We start from the raw sequence: 22,413 nt of genomic DNA on the forward strand, positions 1-22,413 counted from the left end.
CCTGCTGCGATGCACCACACTGCAACGCATGAGAGATCATCAACCTCCCTCGTCTTTGCCGATCGCCACTGAGACCGCAGATATCGTGGTCATCCCAGAACGCACCGGCTACTGATCCTGGCCTCCGTCATCAGCAGCCCCTGTCTATCCTGGTCGGCGTGCCCTACCAGCCTCCGCAGCCTCCCCGTGATGAACCCGTCGACCCGACGAATCGCAAAACCGGCGGCGGAAAAGGCCGTCGTCCCCCCAAGAATCCTCACCGACGTCCTCGTCCCGCAGCGACACCCGAGCCCAACGACGTACGCCGTACCGACGCTGTCAGCAGAGACGGGGCACGTCCGTCTCGAGAAGACCGACCCGTCGAACGCCGACACTCCGCACCACGAGAGAACGCCGGACGACGGGGCAGCACTGAACGAGGCGAACGCCGTCGGGGACCGGAAACACCTGAACAGCGCGCGGAACGCCTCACTCGGCGTGAGGCGTTCCGGGAACGGCGCCGAGCGTCCGTTCCAACAATCACGTATCCGGACCTTCCGGTCACTGCACGGCGGGAGGACATCGCGGCAGCGATCCGTGACCATCAGGTGGTGATCGTGGCCGGTGAGACTGGGTCGGGGAAGACGACGCAGCTGCCGAAGATTTGTTTGGAGTTGGGCCGGGGCATCAACGGTGCGATCGGACACACTCAGCCCCGTCGGATCGCTGCGCGGAGCGTCGCAGAACGCATCGCGGAGGAATTGGACGTCGAAATCGGCGGTGCCATCGGCTACCAGGTGCGTTTCACCGACCACACCACCCGTGACACGCTCGTGAAGGTCATGACAGATGGTGTGCTCCTCGCCGAGCTGCAACGTGACCGGGACCTGCGTCGTTATGACACGATCATCATTGATGAAGCGCATGAACGCAGCCTCAACATTGATTTCATCCTCGGCTATCTCAAACAGCTCCTCCCGCGTCGTCCTGATCTGAAAGTTATTGTGACGTCGGCGACGATCGACCCGGAGAAATTTGCGACACATTTTGCTGCCGCCGATGGCACCCCGGCCCCCATCATCGAGGTGTCGGGACGCACGTTCCCAGTGGAGGTGCGGTACCGCCCGTTGGTGCGCACAGAACCGTCATCGACCCCAGGTGGCACGCCCGTGCAGGTCGAGATCGACCAGGTCAGCGGCATCTGTGAGGCAGTCGAGGAGTTATGGACCGAAGGTGGCGGCGCTGAGGGTAGCGGTGGGGTGGGCGGCGATGGTGGACACGACATCCTGGTGTTTTTATCGGGTGAGCGGGAAATCCGGGATGCTGCGGATGCTTTGGAAGGAATGAGTTTCCCTGACACTGAGGTGTTGCCGTTATATGCACGTCTGTCTGCAGCAGAGCAGCACCGAGTGTTCTCCCGTCATGCAGGGCGTCGAATTGTGTTGGCGACCAACGTTGCTGAGACCTCATTGACAGTTCCTGGGATCAGGTACGTCGTCGATACGGGGGTGGCGCGGATCTCTCGATATTCCCAGCGGACGAAGGTTCAGCGACTGCCAATTGAACCCATCAGTCAGGCCAGCGCGAATCAGCGGTCTGGCCGATGCGGTCGAGTTTCTGACGGCATCGCGATTCGTCTCTACGCGCAAGACGATTACGATGCGCGGCCGGAGTTCACTGATCCGGAAATCTTGCGAACGAATCTAGCGTCGGTGATCTTGTCGATGACGAGTCTTGGCTTGGGAGAGATCGCTCGATTCCCCTTTGTCGATCGGCCGGACAGCCGCATGATCACGGACGGGTTGCGACTGCTGCACGAGCTGAATGCCATCGACCCGCAAGCTCATGATCAGCGTCAACGATTGACTCCGATCGGCCGACAGCTGGCGGCTGTTCCGGTGGATCCGCGGATGGCGCGCATGATCCTCGCGGCTGCCCATGAAGGGGCGCTGCGGGAGGTGCTCATCATTGTGTCGGCATTGTCCATCCAAGATGTGCGAGAGCGGCCCGCTGAGAAGCAGGCTCAAGCCGATCAGCAGCATGCCAGGTTTAAGGATGAGCATTCTGACTTCGTAACGATTCTGAATCTATGGCGTCATGTGAAGCACGCTCAGAAAGAAAAGTCAGGTAGCGCGTTTCGGCGGATGTGCCAGACAGAGTTCCTGCATTATTTGCGCATTCGGGAATGGCAAGATCTGCATCGAGAGTTGCGAGGCGTAGCCCGTGACCTAGACCTGGTAGAGAACGCTGCGGCTGCGAGTCCGGATCAGGTCCATCGGGCCTTGCTTGCCGGGTTGTTATCGCATGTCGGTCTGCGTGATCACGAAAAGCGAGACTATCTGGGCGCCCGGGGAGCCCGGTTCTCGATCCAGCCGGGGTCGACGTTGTTCCGTCGCCAACCCGATTGGGTGATGTCGGCGGATCTGGTGGAGACCACTCGGTTGTGGGCTCGCACTAACGCCCGCACTAATCCGGATTGGGTGGAGGCAGCTGCCGCTCACCTGGTTAAACGCAGTTATTCGGAGCCGCGCTGGTCCAAATCGTCGGGGTCAGCGATCGCCACGGAACGAGTCACCCTGTACGGCGTTCCTCTGGTGACGGACCGGACCGTGCAGTACGGCCGCATTGACCCACACGTCAGCCGAGATCTGTTCATCAGGCATGCCTTGGTGGAAGGTGATTGGGACACTTCTCACCGGTTCTTCCATGACAACCGCAAACTGGTGGCGAAGCTGACCGAATTGGAGTCGAGGGCTCGCCGTCGAGATCTCCTCGTCGATGATGAAGATCTGGTCGAGTTCTATGACCATCGCTTACCTGCTGATGTGGTGTCGGCGGCGCATTTTGATGCGTGGTGGAAAGGGGAGCGGCGGCGTCGTCCCGATCTGTTGACGTTCACTGAGGACGTGGTGGTTGCGCAGGAGTCGGGGGGTATTGATGAAGCGTTTTTGCGAGATTACCCACAGACGTGGACACAAGGCAGCTTGTCCTTCCGGTTGACCTATCAGTTTGAGCCAGGAGCGGACGCTGACGGGGTGACCTGCCATCTTCCGCTGGACGTGCTGAACCAAGTCGAGGACGACGGTTTTGACTGGTTGGTTCCGGGGATGCGGGCTGAGTTGGCGTCGGCGATGGTGAAGTCGTTGCCGAAGCAGTTGCGGAAGAACTTTGTCCCGACTCCAGATCATGCCCAGCGAGCTTTAGCAGAAGCGGATCCTGCCCAGGGTCGGTTGGCTTCGGAGCTGGCCCGGGCGTTGTGGATCACCACGGGGGTGCGAGTGTCGGCCTCTGATTTTGAGTTGTCACGGGTGCCTGATCATCTGCGGATGACCTTCCGGGTGGAGGATTCTCGCCGTCGGACGCTGGGCGAGGGCAAAGACCTGGCGGCGTTGCAGGAGACGTTGGCGCCCTCGATGCGCACTGCGATGGCTCAGGCCGCTGGCGATGTCGAAAAACGGGGGTTGACGTCGTGGTCGTTTGGCGAGCTGCCGGCCACCTTCGCTAAGGACCGAGGTCGGGCCCGCGGCACGTTGCAGGGATATCCGGCGCTGGTTGATCAGGGTGATTCGGTCGCGGTGCAGGTGTTGAGCAGTGTCCGGGAGCAACAGGCGGCGACTCGGTTAGGGATTCGCCGGTTGTTGTTGTTAAACACAACGGCGCCTTGGCAGCGGATCCTCGGATTGTTGAGCAACGAGCAGAAGTTGGCATTGGGTCATAATCCACATGGCTCAGTCCCGGCGCTGCTCGACGATGTTTTGGCGTGTGCGGTGGATGCGATCGTGGCTCGGTTGGTCGCGGCGTCCCCAGAGGGGCGGATGCGGGACGCGGCACAGTTTGATCAGGCGTTGGCTGCGGTACGTCGGGAGATCGTGCCGCAGGTCATTGAGATCGTGGAGCTGGTACACCCGGTGCTGGATCGGGCGTTGTCGTTGCGGTTGTCGTTGGATGCGATGCGGGCGGCCTCGGTGGCGGGGTTGAAGGCTGATGTGTCGGCGCAATTGGAGGCGTTGGTGTGTGATGGTTTTGTGGCAGCGACAGGGCTGGCCCAGTTGCGGCATCTGCCGAGGTATCTCGCCGCGATGACGGAACGTCTGGAGAAGGCCCCGACTGATCTACGTCGGGATGGTTCTCGGGCTGAGACGGTGGCGAGGGTGGAGAGCGAGCGGGCGACACTGGTGGCTGGCTTGCCGCCGGGCGAGCGCGATGCTGCCGATGTGGTGGCGTTGCGGTGGATGACCGAGGAGTTGCGGGTGAGTCTGTTCGCACAGCGGCTGGGCACGGCGTACCCGGTCTCGGAAAAACGGATCTACACGGCGATGGATGCGGTGGAGGACGCACGAGGTCGATGAGCGTGTCGGGAATCAGCCGGGGCGTGTGGGCGTTGGTCCCGGTGAGCAAGGACACGTGTCTACCGGGAGGAGACCGGGGTGCGTAACCCGCATGATCTGTATTTCTTCGAGACCGATGCCGACATCGAGTCGCTGCGTGCGTCAGTGATGGTGGTGGCGTTCCAGGGGTATCTCGATGCGGGGCACACCCAGCAGATCCTCGTCTCGCATCTGTTGGCGACGTTGGATCATCGGGTGGTGGCCACCTTCGAGGTTGACGAGTTGTTTGACTATCGGGGGCGGCGTCCGCTGATGACCTTCGACCGGGATCGCTGGACGGCGTATGACGACCCGTCGTTGATCCTCTATCAGGTGTTCGACGACGACGGTACGTCGTTCCTGCTGTTGACCGGTAAGGAGCCGGACTATCAGTGGGAACGGATTGTCGAAGCGGTGTTCTCTCTGGTGGATCGGTTTGGCGTGGATCTGGTGACGACGGTGTATGGCATCCCGATGGCGGTGCCGCATACGCGGCCGCTGTGGGTGACGGCGCATGCCACCGATGAGCGGTTGATCCACGGTCGTGAACCGGTGTTCGGCGAAGTGAAGGTCCCGGCCGGGTTGTCGAGCCTTTTGGAGTTGCGCCTGGGTGAAGCGGGTCGGCAGGCGGTGGGTTTTGCTGTGCATGTCCCGCATTACGTGTCGCAGGCGGAGTTCCCGGCGGCGGCGTTGGCGGGATTAGAAAACTTGGTCGCTGCGACTGGGCTGGCGTTGCCTGACGCGGCATTGCATGTGGCGGCGGCGGATAATCAGCGGGCGATTGCCTCGGAGGTGTCGACCACTGAGGATGCGCCGGCGGTCATTGACGCGTTGGAGGAGCAGTACGACTCGTTTGTCGCTGGGCAGCAGCGCAAGGCTTTGCTGGCCGGTGACGATTCGAAGATCCCCACCGCTGATGAGTTGGGCGAGGAGTTCGAGGCGTTTTTGCGGCGTCAGGACGGTGAACCGGAAGTTGGTCCGGGCTTTTCCCGGTGAGTGGTGACGGTGCAGGGTGGGTAGGGTCGGTCAGCTGACCGGTCCGTGACGAGCAGGAGGACCAACTGGTGGGTGTCTTCGACAGATCGGATAAACCGTCCCAGCAGCTACAACCCCATGAGGATGATGGCCAGGGTGTGGCGGGAGCGGCTACGGCGTTCGTGGAGCGGCTGCTGTCGGTGGGCATCGATGGCAAGGGGGCTTTTTCCTCGGCCGAAGCTGTTGCTGACGAGGCGTTACGACGCCGGGGCACGGTGCCGCAGGCGATTGACGCCGTCGTGTGGGAGCACACGAGGTTGGCTGCTGCCGGGGGTTTTGTGACGGGCTTGGGTGGTTTCGTCACCTTGCCGGTGGCGTTGCCTGCGAATGTTGCTGGTTTCTACATCGTGGCGACCCGGATGGCGGCGGCGATCGCGCATCTGCGGGGGTATGACCTGCAGGAGGGGTCGGTGCGTTCTGCGGTGTTGTTGTCCCTGGTGGGCGCGGATGCGCAGGATGTCTTGGCGAAGGTTGGTTACGTCGGTACGAGTCGGTTGGCATCGTTGGCGACGCAGCAGTTGCCGGGTCCATTGATGATGGCGGTCAACAAGGCGGTGGGCTTCCGGTTGCTGACGCAGGTGGGCAAAAAGACGTTTGCTCGGTTGGGGCGCGGTGTCCCCGTCATGGGTGGCTTGCTGGGTGCCGGGATGGATGGGGTCTTGGTGCGTCAGATTGCCGCTCAGGTGCGTACGGAGTTCCCGCAGCGTTGAGCGTCGTTTGGCGTTGACTGTCGCTGAGCTTCAGCGTGATTCGGGTGGTGTTGTCACGCCGCTGAGGATTGCCCACAGGGCGGAATCGTCGGGTGCTTCGTCCACAGCGTGGCGGTGGTGTGGGTTGGTGGGCGGGCTGCTGCGGCGACGCTGACCGGTATGACGACATTGCGCCTTTCCCGACCCGCCGACGTATTGACTTCACTGCCGTATGTCTTGGGGTATCACCCGTTGCATTCAGTGGTGGTGATCGCGTTGCGGGGGACGACGGTCGGTCCGATCCAGCGGGTGGATCGATTGGTGGGCAAGGATCGGTATCCCATCCGCTTGCTCAAGCAGGTGGTGCGCACCGTTCGCGCTGATGGGTCCGACCGGGTGATGTTGGTGGCGTACGACGACAACCCGGTGACCCAGGTGCGGGGTCTTGAGAAAGTCACGACGTCGATGACTGCGGCCGGAATCGATGTCCTCGATCGGTTAGTGGTCGCTGATGGTCGGTGGTGGTCGTTGGATTGTCTTGACGGTCAATGTTGCCCACCTGGGGGTACGCCGATCCCCTCGCCCGCTCGGACTCCCCAGTTGGCGGAATTGGTGGCCTTGGGGGTAGCGCCGGTCGCTGATCGGGACGCTTTGGTCGACCGGATCGAACCGGTGGAAGGAGTGGCGCCGTATCAGTTGGCGGCTCTCGCTGCGGTGGATCTGTCCAGCGTGGAGGAGGTGTATCGGGCATGGACGCCGTTGCTGGATCTCTCCGTCGCCGCGGAGCACCTCACTGAGGAACAGGCTGCGATGGTGGTGGCGTCGGCGCAGGTCTATCTGTTCCGGGATGGCATCCTCGACTGGTTGTGTCCCGGGTTGCTGGGAAAGCAGGTTCCGGGAGCGTCTAAGACCGTTCGGCAGCGGATGTGGGGTGCGCCGCCGCATCGCGGACGCGAGGACGCTGGAGCGGGAAGCGAACGCTTGGCCAGGCTGATGGAGTTTGCTCGACGACTCCCGGCGGGACATCGCGCAGATCTGGTGGTGATGATCGGCGCCTATGCCTGGTGGTTGGGGGAGTGCACCATCGCGTCGGTCTGTCTGGATCGGGTGTTGGGAGATCCGATGGCTTCAGGCGGATCCAGGGACCGGTCAGCGTTGGCTCCAGGGCACGTCTTGGCTGGGTTGTTACGGCGGGTCGTCGATGCTGGCTTGCGACCCCGAGACCTTGTTGCCTGAGCATGTCTCAGGCCATTTCTGCACATGCATATGGTGACGATACGGTGACCGAAAACCCCAAAACAGGCCTTTACCTGCATGAAGACGGTGCGGAGGAGGGGCTGCCAGGGGGTTTCACTGCGATCCGGAGCCGCGCCGTCGACCTCACCGCGCGCGTCCTGTCAGGGGCCCGATTATAATGTTCGTCAGAAGGCTGACCGGCGATGATCGCTGGCTGGAACAGGCGATGGCATCCAGTCCCGGCAGTCACCCCGATCCTAGACACGATGACCCCACCACCTGACCAGACGGCAGGTGTGGGCCTGCGCTGTCGGGGCGCGCAGGTCCCGTGACGACGAAAGGTGTCGGTGTAAGCCTGTGCCGAACGCAACAAGGTCCCGCACGTCACGATCCAGCGCGACGGAAGCTACCGTCACGAAGGTCGTCAAGGCAGCTGCACGCAGCCGCTCTGTGACTGCGGAGGCGCTCTCCGAGGCGATGGACGCTGACGGGTTGAAGACCGCCCGCCGTAAGCAAATCTTGAAAGCCCTTCTGGAGCAGGGCTTCACGGTCGACGGGGAGATGCGGCTCACCGCGCCGCGCGCCCCGAAGGCCGCCAAACCCGCAGCGGAGAAGGAAAAGAAGGCACCCGCAAAGAAGGCTGCGGCCAAGAAGACCACTACGAAGCGGACCACGGCGAAGAAAGCTGCCGCCAAAGCAGCTGGTGCGGACGAGCCCGGTCTCGATGGTGACCTGCCTGAAGAGATCGAAGCGGCCGACACCGTCGTGGCTGACCTGGATGTCCTAGAGACCGATGAGGTCGAAGAGGTCGAGACCGAGGACGACGAAGAGGAAGCAGCTGCTTCTGGTCGTGGATCCGGCAAGGCTGGTTCTGGGGAGGAATCCGCCGAGGAAGAAGCCAGTTACGTCCTTCGGGATGACGATGATGATGACGCCCCTGCTCAACAGGTTGTGACCGCCGGCGCTACCGCCGACCCGGTCAAGGACTACCTGAAGCAGATTGGTAAGGTCGCCCTCCTTAACGCGGAGCAGGAAGTCGAACTCGCCAAACGTATCGAGGCGGGTCTCTTCGCAGAGGAGAAGCTCAACTCGGGTGAAGAGCTCGAGAATAAGTTCAAGCGGGAACTGTGGTGGATCGCTCAGGACGGGCGTAACGCCAAGAACCATCTGCTGGAGGCCAACCTGCGCCTCGTGGTCTCGCTGGCCAAGCGGTATACCGGTCGCGGCATGCTCTTCCTCGACCTGATTCAGGAGGGCAACCTCGGTCTGATCCGTGCGGTCGAAAAGTTCGACTACACCAAGGGCTTCAAGTTCTCCACCTATGCGACCTGGTGGATCCGCCAGGCCATTACCCGGGCCATGGCTGACCAGGCCCGCACCATTCGTATCCCGGTGCACATGGTTGAGGTGATCAACAAGCTGGCCCGGGTGCAGCGCCAGATGCTGCAGGACCTGGGCCGCGAGCCCACCCCGGAGGAGTTGGCCAAAGAGCTGGACATGACCCCTGAGAAGGTGGTCGAGGTCCAAAAGTACGGCCGTGAACCCATTTCGCTGCACACCCCGCTCGGCGAGGACGGCGACTCCGAGTTCGGTGACCTGATTGAGGACTCCGAGGCTGTTGTGCCTGCGGACGCGGTGAGCTTCACCCTGCTCCAGGAGCAGCTGCATTCCGTGTTGGACACATTGTCTGAGCGGGAAGCTGGCGTGGTCTCGATGCGCTTTGGGCTCACCGATGGCCAGCCAAAGACCCTGGACGAGATCGGCAAGGTGTATGGCGTGACACGCGAGCGCATCCGGCAGATCGAGTCCAAGACGATGAGCAAGCTGCGCCACCCGTCGCGGTCTCAGGTGTTGCGCGACTACCTGGACTGAGATTGACAGCCGTGACCTGATACGCCATCAGTGATGGGGGCGCCGGTGAGTCCGGTGCCCCCATCACTGTGCTTCGATGTCCTCGCGCGGCGTCGCCACGTGTCAGGCTGGTGGAGTGAATGATTCGAAGACGGTGCTGAGCCCGGCTGCGGTGGAGGCGTGCGAGCTGGCCGATTGGCGTCATCTCCGTGACGTCCTCAAAGCGCGGTTCACCCTCCCGGACTATCGCAGTGCGCTGGACCTGGTGACACGCATCGGCCACGCTGCCGAGGCCGCAGATCATCATCCAGTGATGACCGTGACTTCTTCGGAGGTCATGGTCACGTTGACCAGTCATGACGTGGGCGGTGTCACCATGCGTGATTGTGACATGGCGCGGATCGTCAGCTCGCTGGCTCATCAGGTGGGAGCGGTGTCGGACGTGACCGGGCTGACGATCTTGGAGATCGGACTGGACACGGCCGACGGTTCCCGTCATGGACCGATGTACGCCGCCCTGTTGGGCAGCGACCTGGTGGGTGGTGAGCCGGTAGACCCCAGTGGTCAGGTGCCGACAATCTGGTGGCAGGAGCCACGCTCGCCGGATGCCACGTCGTCTGGACGTGCGCCGCTGCCCGCACAGGATGTCGAGCAACGGTGGCATTTTGACGTCTGGGTGCCAGCGGACGACGTCGGCCGACGGCTGCAGGCGGTGATCGCAGCTGGAGGCACCCTGGTCAGTGACGCGGCGGCGCCCTCGTTCTGGGTGGTGGAGGACGCCGACGGTAACCGGTCGTGTCTGTGTGCGGTCACCGGGCGGTGATGTGACCGATCGGTTTTCGGTGTCGAGCAGGGCGCAGGTCTGCATCACCCATGGCGGAGCCGACAAAGACGTTAAGCAGATCGGTGGTGGCGTGCCATCGCCGTACGGACGTCGTCGAATCGGCGCCGATCCAACCGGGCCCCGATGCGTCGTACTGATGACGGAGCCAACCGGACCACTCGGTTGACCCGAGCCTGCGACGGTCGGCGACGCGCATCCCAACTGCCGCTGCCGATGTCCACCCAGTATCGTCCCGCCCGGGCTTCGCTGTCAGCGTCTACGTGATGGTCTTTGCTGGTCACAGGTAGCGCCAAGAGCCATGAGCCGTCCCGTCCAATGACGAGCGCGGGACGGTCCTTGCCTTGGGAGTGGTCCTCTTCATAGGGCACCCACGCCCAGACGATCTCCCCAGGGTCCGGCTGGTCGTCGTCATGGGGGTCATAACTCACGCGCACTGGGTCAACGACGTCACCGGGATATGCCGGGCCTGGTCGGGGGAGAGTACGTCGCAGGTGGGTGCCGGACAGGAATGTCCGGGCACGGGCCATCGCTGAGCCCCACCACCGGCGCATCACCGGGTCGCCTCATCCATGGCTGCGACCATATCGGGATGGGAGGCTGCGAAGGAACGCACTTCACGTTGCATCCGTCGACGCATCAAGGTCGCTGTCACGACGCCACTGCCCACTAGGATCAGCAGGCCCATCCAGGCAACCCCTTGGAAGGCTTTCTCCGCGACCTGACCGAGGTAGTAGACGCCGTACGTCATGCTCATCGCCCAGGTGATCCCGCCCAGGGCATTCGCTGGCAGGAACACCCGGTACGGCAGCTTCAATGCGCCAGACAGCGGCCCAGCAATGATGCGCAGCAGGACGATAAATCGTCCGAAGAACACCGTGGCTGGCCCGTTGCGGTGAAAGACCGACGTGGCGTAGGCGAGGGTTTCGGGATTGATGTGCCCGGGGAAGCGTCGGCGAAGCCAACGCAACAGGCGGTATCCGTAGAGTTTGCCGATCTCATACCCGATGGAGTCGCCCACGATGGCGCCGGTGGCGCCCGCGGCGGCGACCCACAAGGGAGAAATGGACAAGCGAGAGTCGGTGGATAGCAGCGCGGCGGCGACCAGGGTGATCTCGCCGGGCAGGGGGATCCCGAGGGATTCCAACCCGATCACCAGCCCCACCACGCCATAGACCGCCTCGGCGGGAATGGTCTGAAGGATCTCGTCGACGTTCATCACGGACAAGTGTGCCTGCCCGCCCTGCTATCCCGCTGATCGGACCGTACGGGTAACCGTGGGATGATGAACAGTGCTCCGCCGAGGCCACCCGCTCCGTACCGGTGCTGCCCGATGCCGTTCATGTCCTGTCGAAGGGAAACTTCCACGTGTCACCGATGGCCCGCACCGCGTTGCCGCCGCACGCGACGCCGCCTGAGCTGATCCGCAATTTCTGCATCATCGCTCACATCGACCATGGCAAATCGACGTTGGCCGACCGGATGCTGCAGATCACCGGCATCGTGGAGGAACGCGCCATGCGGGCGCAGTACCTCGACCGGATGGACATCGAACGCGAACGGGGCATCACCATCAAGTCCCAAGCGGTGCGGATGCCCTGGGAACGTGAGGGGTCGACGTACTGCCTCAATATGATCGACACCCCCGGTCACGTGGACTTCACCTATGAGGTGTCGCGGTCACTGGCCGCCTGCGAAGGGGCGATCCTGTTGGTTGATGCCGCGCAGGGTATCGAGGCCCAGACGTTGGCCAACTTGTATCTGGCCATGGAAAACGACCTGGAGATCATCCCGGTCCTCAACAAGATCGACTTGCCTGCAGCCCAACCGGAGAAGTACGCCGAGGAGCTCGCCGGACTGATCGGGTGTGACCCTCAGGATGTGTTGCACGTTTCTGGGAAGACCGGTGCCGGGGTGGAGGAACTGCTCGATCGCATCGTCGGTACGATCCCCGCACCCACCGGTAACCCAGATGCGCCGAGTCGAGCGATGATTTTTGACTCGGTGTATGACACCTATCGCGGCGTGGTCACCTATGTGCGGGTCGTCGATGGCAACCTCAATCCGCGCGAGCGGATCCTGATGATGAGTACCGGCGCCACCCACGAGCTGTTGGAGATTGGCGTGTCCAGTCCAGAACCCGAGCCGTGCAAGGGGCTCGGAGTCGGCGAGGTGGGCTATCTGATCACCGGGGTGAAGGATGTGCGCCAGTCCCGGGTTGGAGACACCGTCACCAACCAAGGCAAACCGGCGACAGACGCTCTCGGGGGATATCGCGACCCCAAACCGATGGTCTTCTCTGGGCTGTACCCGATTGATGGCACCGACTACCCGCTATTGCGCGACGCCCTCGACAAACTTAAGCTCAATGACGCTGCATTGGTCTACGAGCCAGAAACTTCAGCAGCGCTGGGGTTCGGGTTCCGAGTGGGCTTCTTAGGTTTGTTGCACCTAGAGATTGTGCGCGAACGCCTGGAGCGAGAATTCGGGTTGGATCTGATCTCGACATTGCCTAACGTCGAATACGACGTCACATTGGAAGACAAGCGGATCGTTGAGGTCACCAACCCCAGCGAATTCCCTGATGGCAAGATCGCCGAGGTCCGCGAGCCGGTGGTGCGTGCCACCATCTTGGCCCCCAGCGAATATATCGGCGCCATCATGGAGCTCTGTCAGCAGCGCCGCGGGACGCTGCGGGGAATGGACTACCTCTCCCCGGAGCGGGTAGAGATGCGCTATACGCTGCCACTCGCTGAGATCGTCTTCGACTTCTTCGACCAGTTGAAGTCCCGAACCCGTGGCTATGCCTCCTTGGATTACGAACCTGACGGCGATCAGATTGCCGACCTGGTCAAAGTAGACATCCTGCTGCAAGGAGAGCAGGTTGACGCGTTCTCCTCGATCGTCCACAAGGACAAGGCGTACGCGTACGGGGTGTCCATGGCCACGAAGCTGCGCAAGCTGATCCCTCGCCAGCAGTTCGAAGTCCCCATTCAGGCGGCGATCGGGTCGAGGATCATCGCTCGAGAAAACATTCGCGCCATCCGTAAAGACGTCCTCGCGAAGTGTTACGGCGGTGACATCTCCCGTAAGCGCAAGCTGTTGGAAAAACAAAAAGAAGGCAAGAAGCGGATGAAGATGGTGGGCCGCGTCGAGGTCCCCCAGGAAGCTTTCATCGCAGCGTTGTCCTCTGATGAGGTGGAGACCAAGAAGTGACGCCGCCCGACTCTCGGCGGCTCCCGCACGGGATCCGCCGAGAGGTGGTGTCCTTCGCCCGACGTGATGGCCGGGTTCGCCCTCACATCGCCAAGGCCTGGGGCGCTGAACACGAAGACTGGATGGTGCATCCGGTGCGTTGCGACCGCGATGCCTCACTGGACCCGGCCTGGAAAGTTGACCAACAGGAAATCTTCGGCCGCCGCGCCCCGCTCGTCGTGGAGATTGGCTCGGGCACGGGGGATGCGGTCCTTGCTGCAGCACAAGCCCACCCGGACATCGATCATCTCGCCGTGGAGGTCTATCGACCGGGCGCAGCGACCACGGTGATCCGTGCGCACCGGGGTGGCCTGACTAACCTGCGGGTGTTGCCAGCGGACGCCGCCGAATTGCTCCGGACTGCTCTGGCTGACGGCCAAGTCCAGGAAGTGCGGATCTTCTTTCCCGACCCGTGGCCCAAAGCGCGCCATCACAAGCGGCGACTGGTCAATGACGACACGATCACCCAGGTTGTGCGGGTCCTCGCTCCCGGAGGCATCCTGCGGCTGGCGACGGACTGGGCTGACTATGCCGATCAGATGCTCACCGTCACTGAATCCTGCGCTCAGCTGACCAATCCGTACGGCGGTTTCGCGCCACGCTGGGAGGGCCGCCCTCAGACCAAGTTCGAACGAAAAGGTCTGGCTGCGGGTCGTACCTCATTCGATCTTGAACTGCGACGCCTGTGACGCCCGAGAATGATGCGCCCTAATATGACAATCGAAAACAGTTGAAGTGTCATTGCAGCCAGGACGCTCGACCCTAGTTACCGGTGGGATAAAAAGCGAGAACTGAATCGATCAAGATTGGTCGATCGTCCTGGTTAGAACAGGGACACAAGACGGCAACAACTCCCGAAGAAATGATCTTCGGATGCCATGATTGACACTATGACATCGGTCGGTGAAAGCCCCTCCCCCGACAGTGGAGGAGGTGCAGTGGACGGGAGTGTCCAAGCCACACTTACCCTCCTGGCGAGCGCCCAGGTCGTCGCTGACCGAGTACGATCCGAAGCTCAAGAACAAGCGAGCGCGATCCGCGCTGAAGCGGAACGCATCAAAGTCGACACCGCTGGGGCGGCTGAAGAACTCCGCCGCGCGCAGGAAAGCATCGAACGTGCCCGCAAGGACGAATCGGAGATGCGCGCCCGAGCGCGTGCCGAAGTAGACGCCCTGATTAACGACGCCATCGAACAAGCCTCTGTCGTCCAAACCCAGGCAGCAAAAGCCGCAGAAGAAGCCCTCACCGGCGCCCAGGACGCAGGCCGCCGGCGACGTGAAGCCGCCGAAGAGGAAGCGCTGGCGATCCTCGCTCGAGCCCGCCAAGACGCCGAGGAACAAGGTCGACGACTTGAGGAAGAAGCCACCACCCACGCAGTGGTCCTCGCTGACCTGCGTGCTGCGGCCGCCGCCGACGCCGACGGCATCCGCGCCCACGCCGCCGAAGAAGCCGCTGCGATCGCCGAAGAAGCTCGCGCTGAACGCGACGCCCTACGACAGGCCGCCGAAGCTGATATCGCTCGCCGCCACAGCGACATCCGTGACCGACAGGACCAGGCCACTCGCGATATCCAAGCAGCGTGGGAAGAAGCTCAAGCCAAAGCGGCACGCCGCCTCGAAGAAGCCGAAGCCGAAGCAGCTGCGGTGATGACCCAAGCTGAGGACCACCTCGCCTGGGCTCGCGTCACCACCGACGAACTCATCGCCAAAACCGAAACCGAGATGGACTCCCGACGCCGGGTCCACCACCAAGAGCTAGCCACCCGCGCCCACCATGCCCGCGACCAAGTCGTCATCCTCATCGCCAGCGCCGAAACCCGAGCGGGCGAAATGATCGCCCAAGGCAAATCCGAGGCTGAACGTCTCCGCGAAGAAGCCACCAGCGCACTCACCGCAGCCCGCGCCGAAGCTGACGCACTCATCCGCGGAGCTCGCGCCACCGCCGAACAGATCATCGCCGACGCCCACACTCGGGAAGAAGAGATTGAAGACCGGGCCCGCCGTCGTACTGAAGAAGCGGAACGCGCTGCCCGCGTCGTGCGGGAACGCACCGGCGCCGAAGCAGAACGGTTGCACCGCGAAGCGTACGAGTATCACCGGTCGTCCCGGGAAGAAATTATGGCGATGACCTCCCAAGCTCAAGAACGCGCCGAACGCATCCGCGCCGAAGCTGAAGCCGCCGCCGCCCGCGCCCGCGACGAAGTGGCCGCCCTCGCCGCGCAACGTGACGACATTTCCCGACAACTGGTCGACCTGCAAGCCGTCATCGAAGCGTTGAGCGTCCCCGAACGGGCCTCCCACCCGGAATACGGCATCGACCCTGAGCATCACCGCAGCCCGAAACGCAGCATCAACCCGGCCCCATTAGCACCGGCCGGAAACACACCCGCCAGCGAGGAGTCCTGATGAGCACCGACAGCGCCACGCCGCAGTTCGCGACGGTCTTCCGGGGCTTCGACCCCGGACAGGTGGAATCAGCACTGGCTGGGTTACGGGAGAGCGTCGCCACCGCCCGTGAGGAGTCCGCGCGCGCCCAAGCCAGACTCGACGCGGTACGGCAAGAACGAGACGACGTACGCACCCGCCTCGCCACCGCCGAACGCAAAGCTGACACTCAAGACGACACCATCCGTGACCTGCGTGATCAACTAGCCCAAGTTCACGCACAACTGGCACAGCATGACGACCTACCCACCGAAGACAGCCCCTCCAGTTTCGTGCACCTCGGCAAACGTGTCGGCCAGATCCTCAGCCTCGCCGAAGCCGAAGCAACCTCCCTGGTGATGAAAGCCACCACAGAAGCCGACCGGATCCGTCAAGACGCCACCGACGACGGGATCCGTACCCGCCGGGCCGCAGAACAGTACGCCACCGAAACCCGCGAACGCGCCGACACCGATGCCGAACAAACCCTGATGGAAGCCAAAGAAAGCTCCGCGACCCTCGTCGACGACGCCATCCGGGACGCCGCCGCCCGCCGCGAAGAAGCCGAAGCCTATTTTGAACGGCAACGCGCGCTCGCCTCCGAAGCTGCCGCCGAATTCGAACAGACCCTCGGACAGCGCCGTGAAAAAGCCACCCGCGAATTCCAATCAGAACTTGCCAGCCAAGAAGAAGAGCTGCGTCGACTCACTGACCGGATCACCGTCATGCGCACCGACGCCGAACAAGAACGGACTCAAGCTGCTGAAGAATCAGCGCTCCGACTCTCCGAAGCCAAAGCTCAAGCCCAGGAAATGGTTGATACTGCTCGCTCCCAAGCCGAACGGATCCGCCGCGAATCCGAGCGGGAGTTGGCGGCCGCTATGGCTCGGCGTGACTCCATCACCTCCCAGCTCAGCAACGTCCGTTCCATGCTGGCCACCTTCGGGTTGGGCACCGGCGTCGCTGACGACCCCCTGCGTGATGTCAACCTTGGCGACATCACGATGGAAGAACCTGCCACGGCAGCCACTCCTGGCTATGAGAGCCCCACCGGCCCCACCCTTCCCGCCGATGAGGTCACCTCAGCTGTCCACGATCAAGGCGAAGCTGCCCTTGACGCCGCCGATGCCGTCACTCCCACCCGTGCCAGCAGCGGCGGAAGCAGCAAACGTCGCCGCTGACCCGGGCCCGCAAGAGAGACTCGCCTCTGCCACACTGACCGGATGCCCTCCCAGCCTCCCCGCGGCGTCCCCGTCCCCTCCGACGGAACCTTTCCTTCATCGGCACTCCGCGCCGCCACCGCCGGACCATTCGGTCTGTACGTGCACGTGCCCTACTGCCGGGTGCGCTGCGGCTACTGTGATTTCAACACCTACGTTCCCGGCGACCTCCTCGCCGCATCGTCCGGAGCGTCGTCGACCATCACGACGTACGGCGATGACCCTGCCGGGCCCGGCGCCTATGCCGACCTGATCACCAGAGAACTCCACCTCGCCAGCACCGTCCTCGGCGAGCACGTTCGTCCTCTCAACACGATCTTCATCGGTGGTGGCACTCCCACCTTGCTTCCCACCGACGCTCTCACCGCGATCATTGATCAAGCCCGAGACGTCTTCACTGTCGCCCCTGACGTCGAAATCACCGTCGAGGCCAACCCGGACACGGTCACCACCAACAGCCTGGCCGCCCTCGCCGCCGCTGGCGTGACCCGCCTCAGCATCGGGATGCAATCGGCGGTCCCGCACGTCCTGGCCACCCTAGACCGGACGCATCACCCCGCGAACGTGGCACGTGCCGTGGCGGCAGCACGAGACGCTGGTCTCACTGTCAGCCTCGACCTGATCTACGGCACCCCCGGAGAAACACTCGACGACTGGCGGGCCAGCCTCGACAGTGCGATCTCCCTGGAACCCGACCACATCTCGGCGTACGCCCTGGTCGTTGAAGAAGGCACCCGAATGGGTGGTCAGGTCGCCCGCGGTGAACTCCCCACCCCCCACGACGACGACGAAGCCGACAAATACGAACTCGCAGACGCCCGACTCCACGCCGCCGGATACGGCTGGTACGAAGTGAGTAACTGGGCACGCACCGACGCTGGCGTATGCCGTCATAACGTGGGCTATTGGCGCGGCGGCCACTGGTGGGGCGCCGGACCGGGAGCCCACGGCCACCTCGGCGGGGTCCGCTGGTGGAACGTCCGACACCCCCGCGCCTACGCTGACCGGCTCCTTCACGGCACCGCCCCCGGTCACGAACGTGAAATCCTCACCGCCGACCAGCAGTACGACGAGCACGTCCTGTTGCGTTCACGACTCGCCGAAGGGCTGCCTGTGACCTCGCTGCGGGCAGCTGGCCGCGCCGCTGTCGCAGGGTTGATCGCTGACGGCCTCATTGAAGCAGCGCCTGCTCTGGGAGCGCCAGGTGCCATCACGGGAGCCTGGGACACGAGCGGTCTCGGCGTTAGCGCTCCCAGCGACACCACCACTGAGCAGTCAGCTGAAACCGACCGTCGCAGGGTCGTGCTCACTGTGCGAGGTCGCCTTCTCGCTGACACTGTCGTCCATCGACTCCTCGCCGGCGACACCGCCTAATACCAGACCGATGGGTCATGTCGTTGTGTTTCTCCACCGGCCGGGTACCCCGTCAGCACGTGCGCATCGGAACCATGAAGAGGTCTCGAAAAAACCAACTATCTGCCGGAGTCGCTCGTGACCTGCGAGTTTCAGGTTTTCACCAAGAGGATAAAACCCCCGGGAATAACGCCATGAGCAACATCATCAACCTCATTTTTCATGTTGACTCAAGGAGGTTGAGAGTGGATTTTCGCAAGATTTCCGAAGCGAACAGTATTTCTATGCCAAGCAACTTTCCCTCCGCGTCAAAGTCAAAAATGACTCGACCATCGACACTGTCGCTGCCATGTACCTGAACTTGACTAGTTGCTTCGCCGGGAGCAATCTCATCTACCACTAAAAGATATGCGGCATCAGCATCTTGATCGTATGTTAATCTCAAACCTACCCCTTGGTGACAGTTGTGACTTTACCAGCTTTATTATTTATAATAACAGAGATCGTATTCGCGCCGACTCGGTTGTCATCATCGCGTCCATTTCTTTCATCGCCCGTATCCCTGCGCGACTGAAGAAGTTGCTCGTCTGGGTGGACGTCATCCTCGCTTGCATCGTCATCGCGGCGCTGCTGACCGCTACTGAACTGACCTATGCCTTGCTGGCTGCTCTGGGCCCCATCACTGTGCCGGTCACCGGGATCCTGGCACTGACGATTCTCTCCAGGCTCTGGGCCATCGTCTCCACGATGCGGTCGCTGCTGATGTCAGCGATCACCGATCACACTGAACTGGCGGGAGTGGTCTGAGGTGTCCATCATCGTCCGGTTGGATGTGGAGATGGCCAAGCAGAAGATGGGTGTCGCCCAGCTGTCGCAGGCCGTAGGGATGACGCCAGCAAACATCTCGATCCTGAAGAACGGACGGGCGAGAGCGGTCAGGTTGTCCACGCTCGACTCGCTGTGCCGGGTGTTGACGTGCACGCCTGGGGACTTGCTGGAGTGGGTTCCTGACGATTGACGGGCCCCTGAGGATCAGGGATGGGATCTCAGGAGGACATGACTCACCCTGAGGTGGGGTCAGGTCATAGTAGTGACCGACGGAGAAGCTATCCGTCAGGATTAAAGGCGATGACCTGCATCGATGAGGGGTCATGGTGGGTGCATGACCGCTCATCGTCCGCAGAGGATGTTCGTCAGGAACGATTCTGAGCGTCGGAGCTGTAGGTCAGACGAGAGTGTGACCCACTACTGTCAGCTGACGAACCGCAGGACCAGGGGGTAGCGGTAGGGCTTGGCTTGGGAGGCGTTGACCCCACCGATGATCGGCATCACCAGTCCCCAAAGGCCTAGGACCGGTACGAGCAGGAAGCCGATGAGGACGAGACACAGGATTGCGACGACGACTGCCGCGATGAGGAGGGTGATCGCCATGTTCAACGCCTCTGCGGATTGCGCTCTGAGGTAGGGCTTGTGGTCACTGATGAGATAGCCGATCAGCGGACCGATGAATCCGAACGGGATGATCGACAGATGAATCAACATCGCTGTGTTGCGTTCACTGGAGTCAGCTGCCCCTGCCTGAGGGGCAGCTGACCAGCCGGGAGCATTCAAAGGTGGGATCGGAGCCATGTAGGGCTGATGCCCGTGATTCCTCGGATCACCAGGTGATCCAGGCTGCTGATGGGGAGAGGAAGGTCCGTGACCATGGTTCGGGGGGTAGCTCATCGTGGCATCCTTTCGGGCGGGCGGGGACCCTGGATGCATCATCTGTGGTGATCGAGGCCAATGTCGAGCACGGTCGCGCTGTGGGTGATCCATCCGGCGGAGATCAGATCGACACCTGTCTCAGCGAGAGCCCGTGCGGTGTCCGGGGTGACTCGCCCAGATGCTTCGGTGACCATGCGACCGGCGATCATCTCGACGGCCTGTCGCACCACCTCGGGGGGCATGTTGTCCAGGAGCACCGCGTCAGCGCCGATGTCGAGCAGCTCACGCACTTGGTCGAGGGTGTCGACTTCTACGTCAATTTTCACCAGATGCCCGGCGTAAGCGCGCGCTCGACGTACAGCCTCAGTCAGCGACCCGGCGAACGCGACGTGATTATCTTTGATCAGAATCGCATCATCCAGCCCAAACCGGTGGTTTTTTCCACCGCCAGCGACGACAGCGGCTTTTTCCAATGCCCGGAGCCCTGGGGTGGTTTTGCGGGTGCAGCAAATATGGGTGTGGGTCCCGGCGACGGCATCGACGAGCCGTGCGGTGGCGGTTGCGACGCCGCTGAGGTGTCCGAGCAAGTTCAGTGCGACGCGTTCGCCGGTGAGCAATGCCCGTACGCTGCCAGTCGCTTCACCAATCTGGTCGCCAGGTTGCACGCGACTGCCGTCGGGGGCGGTGAACGTGACGTGAACTGTCGGATCAATCAATGTCCAGGCCAGCCGGGCACAGTCGACGCCAGCGATGACACCGCGGTCTCGGGCGATGAGCGCGACAGTGCCGCATTGGTCCGGGGGGACGGTGGCGTCGGTGGTGAGGTCACCGGCTCGGCCGAGGTCTTCGAGCAGCGCAGCTCGCACGATGGGTTCGATCTGCAAGTCAAGCATCAGGCACTCCTGGAGGGGCGGGTCCGAGTGGTGGCCGGGTTGTCGATATCAGCCAGGGCAGAGACCAAGGTCAGGTCGTGATGGCGGGGGAGACTGGTCTCCGGGTGGTCTAGTCTGGTGTGCCCGCCGCGGGATTCGGTGCGTTGCTTCGCGGACCAGGCGATGAGGAGCGCGACCAGCGCAGCGTCATCGGTGTCGGCGTCGTCCCGAAGGTGTTCCACGGCGGTGCGAAGGTGGGTGTCGTCGCGGAGCACTCCACAATGGTGGTCCATCAACGTCCGTATGGCCGGTGACGGCCCGTCAGAATGCCGGAGAGGTACCTCGTGGGGGGCGAGGGGGATGCGGCTGGCCCTGCGTGAGGTACGTCGGTGAGCCCTCAGATCAGCGGCAGCAGCGCGACCGGTCACGACAGCTTCGAGGAGAGAGTTGCTGGCCAGGCGGTTGGCGCCGTGTAATCCAGTGGAAGCCACTTCGCCTACCGCCCACAGGCCGGGGACGGTGGTGCGGCAGCGGGCATCGACGATCAATCCGCCCATGTGGTAATGCGCGGCGGGGCGGACTGGAAGAGGGTCGACGGTCGGGTCGAGTCCGGCGGCATGGCACGCCGCCGTGATCGACGGGAAATGTTGGGCAAAAGAGGACCCCAACGATCCTGGAGTGTCGAGGAAGACGCGATGTCCGTGAGTCAACCGAGCCCAGACGGCCCGAGAGACCACGTCACGAGGGGCCAAGTCATCGGGGAGCACCCGGGCGCCGGTGTCATCGAGCAGGTGAGCGCCTTCTCCTCTGACGGCTTCGCTGACCAGCGGCATCGGGTCGAGTCCGACGTCTAATGCGGTGGGGTGGAACTGGATCATTTCCAGGTCGCGGGCGACGGCACCGGCGCGCAGAGCCAACGCCAGGCCGCTGCCCCACGAACCCCGAGGGTTGGTGGTGTGTGCAAAGAGGGCACCGACCCCGCCGGTAGCGAGGACGACGTGAGTGGTGGCGACATGACGGTGGCGGTCAGTGTCGAGGTGGTGCAGATCGATTCCGCTGAGATGTCCGTTGCCATCGACATGTAGCCGGGTGGCACGGGTGTGGGGCATGACGTGGATCGTCGGCGTCGCTCGCACCGCCTGGGCGACGGCACGGGTCATCTCCCGTCCAGAACCATCGCCGTCGGCGTGGACGATGCGGTGTCGTCGGTGGGCGCCTTCTAATCCGAGCCGAAGAGCGCCGTTTGTGTCCTGGTCGAGGCGCGCACCGAGGGCGAGGAGGTGGTCGACGACGGCTGGTCCGGCAGAGACGATCCGGCGTACAGCCTGGGGATTGCAGAGCCCAACCCCAGCGCGAAGAGTGTCCTGACTGTGCAGCTCAGGATGGTCTTCTGGGCCGACGGCGGCTGCTAGTCCGCCTTGCGCCCAGTCACTGGCGCAGTCCGCACCAAGGTCGGTGGCGGTGACCAGGAGGCAGGGACGGTTCAGGTCGAGTGCGGTCGTCAAGCCGGCGAGACCGGCGCCGACAATGACGGTCATGCCGTCGTACGACGTGTCGGAGACTGTAGGGGAGGAGGTCATCGTCG

Annotated in this window: 19 protein-coding genes; 13 read left to right on the forward strand and 6 right to left on the reverse strand. The window is 62.9% G+C overall.

The window, feature by feature from the left end:
• Window positions 1-158 precede the first annotated feature (158 nt).
• From hrpA to KEM60_RS11520, 6 genes are all read left to right on the forward strand, one after another.
• Window positions 159-4,328: an ATP-dependent RNA helicase HrpA gene (hrpA, locus tag KEM60_RS11495; RefSeq protein WP_219107757.1), complete on the forward strand. Its 4,170-nt coding sequence runs from the start codon at window positions 159-161 to the stop codon at window positions 4,326-4,328.
• Window positions 4,329-4,406: 78 nt separating this feature from the next.
• On the forward strand, window positions 4,407-5,342 hold the full coding sequence (locus KEM60_RS11500; RefSeq protein WP_219107758.1) for a PAC2 family protein: 936 nt from the start codon (window positions 4,407-4,409) through the stop codon (window positions 5,340-5,342).
• A gap of 68 nt (window positions 5,343-5,410) precedes the next feature.
• Entirely contained in the window at window positions 5,411-6,091 is a 681-nt protein-coding gene (locus KEM60_RS11505) for an EcsC family protein (protein WP_219107759.1), read from the forward strand.
• Between the two features lie 159 nt (window positions 6,092-6,250).
• The gene (locus KEM60_RS11510; protein ID WP_219107760.1) at window positions 6,251-7,306 is read left to right on the forward strand and encodes a DUF4192 domain-containing protein; all 1,056 of its coding nucleotides are present in this window, start codon (window positions 6,251-6,253) and stop codon (window positions 7,304-7,306) included.
• Between the two features lie 357 nt (window positions 7,307-7,663).
• Window positions 7,664-9,178 (forward strand): RNA polymerase sigma factor, encoded by a 1,515-nt coding sequence (locus KEM60_RS11515; protein WP_219107761.1) that lies wholly within the window; start codon window positions 7,664-7,666, stop codon window positions 9,176-9,178.
• Window positions 9,179-9,293: 115 nt separating this feature from the next.
• Window positions 9,294-9,980, forward strand: a complete 687-nt coding sequence (locus KEM60_RS11520) for a 4a-hydroxytetrahydrobiopterin dehydratase (RefSeq protein ID WP_255574546.1) — start codon at window positions 9,294-9,296, stop codon at window positions 9,978-9,980.
• Between the two features lie 71 nt (window positions 9,981-10,051).
• Here KEM60_RS11520 and KEM60_RS11525 read toward each other — a convergent pair whose 3' ends face one another.
• Together KEM60_RS11525 and KEM60_RS11530 are read right to left on the reverse strand one after the other, a co-directional pair.
• Entirely contained in the window at window positions 10,052-10,552 is a 501-nt protein-coding gene (locus tag KEM60_RS11525) for a type II toxin-antitoxin system PemK/MazF family toxin (RefSeq protein ID WP_219108183.1), read from the reverse strand.
• Window positions 10,552-11,217, reverse strand: coding sequence for a DedA family protein (locus KEM60_RS11530; RefSeq protein WP_219107763.1), 666 nt, complete (start codon window positions 11,215-11,217; stop codon window positions 10,552-10,554). The genes KEM60_RS11525 and KEM60_RS11530 overlap by 1 nt, the downstream gene beginning before the upstream one ends.
• A gap of 158 nt (window positions 11,218-11,375) precedes the next feature.
• On the opposite strand from KEM60_RS11530, the gene lepA reads away from it, so the two are divergent.
• From lepA to hemW, 5 genes are all read left to right on the forward strand, one after another.
• Entirely contained in the window at window positions 11,376-13,214 is a 1,839-nt protein-coding gene (lepA, locus tag KEM60_RS11535; RefSeq protein ID WP_219108184.1) for a translation elongation factor 4, read from the forward strand.
• A complete protein-coding gene (gene trmB / locus KEM60_RS11540) occupies window positions 13,211-13,942 on the forward strand; it encodes a tRNA (guanosine(46)-N7)-methyltransferase TrmB (protein WP_255574548.1) in 732 nt (243 codons plus the stop codon). The genes lepA and trmB overlap by 4 nt, the downstream gene beginning before the upstream one ends.
• 249 nt (window positions 13,943-14,191) lie before the next feature.
• Window positions 14,192-15,658 carry a hypothetical protein gene (locus tag KEM60_RS11545; protein ID WP_219107764.1) on the forward strand — a complete coding sequence of 489 codons (1,467 nt, stop codon included), beginning with the start codon at window positions 14,192-14,194 and terminating at the stop codon, window positions 15,656-15,658.
• Complete coding sequence (locus KEM60_RS11550) at window positions 15,658-16,857, forward strand: hypothetical protein (RefSeq protein WP_219107765.1); 1,200 nt, start codon at window positions 15,658-15,660, stop codon at window positions 16,855-16,857. Before KEM60_RS11545 ends, KEM60_RS11550 begins: the two co-directional genes overlap by 1 nt.
• A gap of 42 nt (window positions 16,858-16,899) precedes the next feature.
• Entirely contained in the window at window positions 16,900-18,270 is a 1,371-nt protein-coding gene (hemW, locus tag KEM60_RS11555) for a radical SAM family heme chaperone HemW (RefSeq protein WP_219107766.1), read from the forward strand.
• 199 nt (window positions 18,271-18,469) lie between these two features.
• On the opposite strand, the gene KEM60_RS16960 is transcribed toward hemW, so the two are convergent.
• Window positions 18,470-18,649, reverse strand: a complete 180-nt coding sequence (locus KEM60_RS16960) for a DUF2283 domain-containing protein (RefSeq protein WP_370626371.1) — start codon at window positions 18,647-18,649, stop codon at window positions 18,470-18,472.
• A gap of 8 nt (window positions 18,650-18,657) precedes the next feature.
• On the opposite strand from KEM60_RS16960, the gene KEM60_RS11565 reads away from it, so the two are divergent.
• Window positions 18,658-19,056 carry a hypothetical protein gene (locus KEM60_RS11565; RefSeq protein ID WP_219108311.1) on the forward strand — a complete coding sequence of 133 codons (399 nt, stop codon included), beginning with the start codon at window positions 18,658-18,660 and terminating at the stop codon, window positions 19,054-19,056.
• Window position 19,057: 1 nt separating this feature from the next.
• Window positions 19,058-19,267, forward strand: a complete 210-nt coding sequence (locus KEM60_RS11570; protein ID WP_219107768.1) for a helix-turn-helix transcriptional regulator — start codon at window positions 19,058-19,060, stop codon at window positions 19,265-19,267.
• 233 nt (window positions 19,268-19,500) lie between these two features.
• On the opposite strand, the gene KEM60_RS11575 is transcribed toward KEM60_RS11570, so the two are convergent.
• The 3 genes from KEM60_RS11575 to KEM60_RS11585 form a co-directional block, all read right to left on the reverse strand.
• Window positions 19,501-19,878 carry a DUF4870 domain-containing protein gene (locus KEM60_RS11575; RefSeq protein ID WP_219107769.1) on the reverse strand — a complete coding sequence of 126 codons (378 nt, stop codon included), beginning with the start codon at window positions 19,876-19,878 and terminating at the stop codon, window positions 19,501-19,503.
• 134 nt (window positions 19,879-20,012) lie between these two features.
• The gene (nadC, locus tag KEM60_RS11580; protein ID WP_219107770.1) at window positions 20,013-20,849 is read right to left on the reverse strand and encodes a carboxylating nicotinate-nucleotide diphosphorylase; all 837 of its coding nucleotides are present in this window, start codon (window positions 20,847-20,849) and stop codon (window positions 20,013-20,015) included.
• Entirely contained in the window at window positions 20,849-22,408 is a 1,560-nt protein-coding gene (locus tag KEM60_RS11585; RefSeq protein WP_219107771.1) for an L-aspartate oxidase, read from the reverse strand. Before KEM60_RS11585 ends, nadC begins: the two co-directional genes overlap by 1 nt.
• Window positions 22,409-22,413 lie beyond the last annotated feature (5 nt).

It is taken from the genome of Austwickia sp. TVS 96-490-7B (genome assembly GCF_019331795.1).
GTDB lineage: Bacteria > Actinomycetota > Actinomycetes > Actinomycetales > Dermatophilaceae > Austwickia.

Coding starts and splice junctions, on each gene's coding strand:
- KEM60_RS11510 (WP_219107760.1), top strand. CDS start 6,251: ATGACGACATTGCGCCTTTCCCGACCCGCCGACGTATTGACTTCACTG.
- KEM60_RS11525 (WP_219108183.1), bottom strand. CDS start 10,552: ATGCGCCGGTGGTGGGGCTCAGCGATGGCCCGTGCCCGGACATTCCTG.
- KEM60_RS11530 (WP_219107763.1), bottom strand. CDS start 11,217: ATGAACGTCGACGAGATCCTTCAGACCATTCCCGCCGAGGCGGTCTAT.
- lepA (WP_219108184.1), top strand. CDS start 11,376: ATGGCCCGCACCGCGTTGCCGCCGCACGCGACGCCGCCTGAGCTGATC.
- KEM60_RS11550 (WP_219107765.1), top strand. CDS start 15,658: ATGAGCACCGACAGCGCCACGCCGCAGTTCGCGACGGTCTTCCGGGGC.
- hemW (WP_219107766.1), top strand. CDS start 16,900: ATGCCCTCCCAGCCTCCCCGCGGCGTCCCCGTCCCCTCCGACGGAACC.
- KEM60_RS11565 (WP_219108311.1), top strand. CDS start 18,658: ATGCGGCATCAGCATCTTGATCGTATGTTAATCTCAAACCTACCCCTT.
- KEM60_RS11575 (WP_219107769.1), bottom strand. CDS start 19,878: ATGGCTCCGATCCCACCTTTGAATGCTCCCGGCTGGTCAGCTGCCCCT.
- nadC (WP_219107770.1), bottom strand. CDS start 20,849: ATGCTTGACTTGCAGATCGAACCCATCGTGCGAGCTGCGCTGCTCGAA.
- KEM60_RS11585 (WP_219107771.1), bottom strand. CDS start 22,408: ATGACCTCCTCCCCTACAGTCTCCGACACGTCGTACGACGGCATGACC.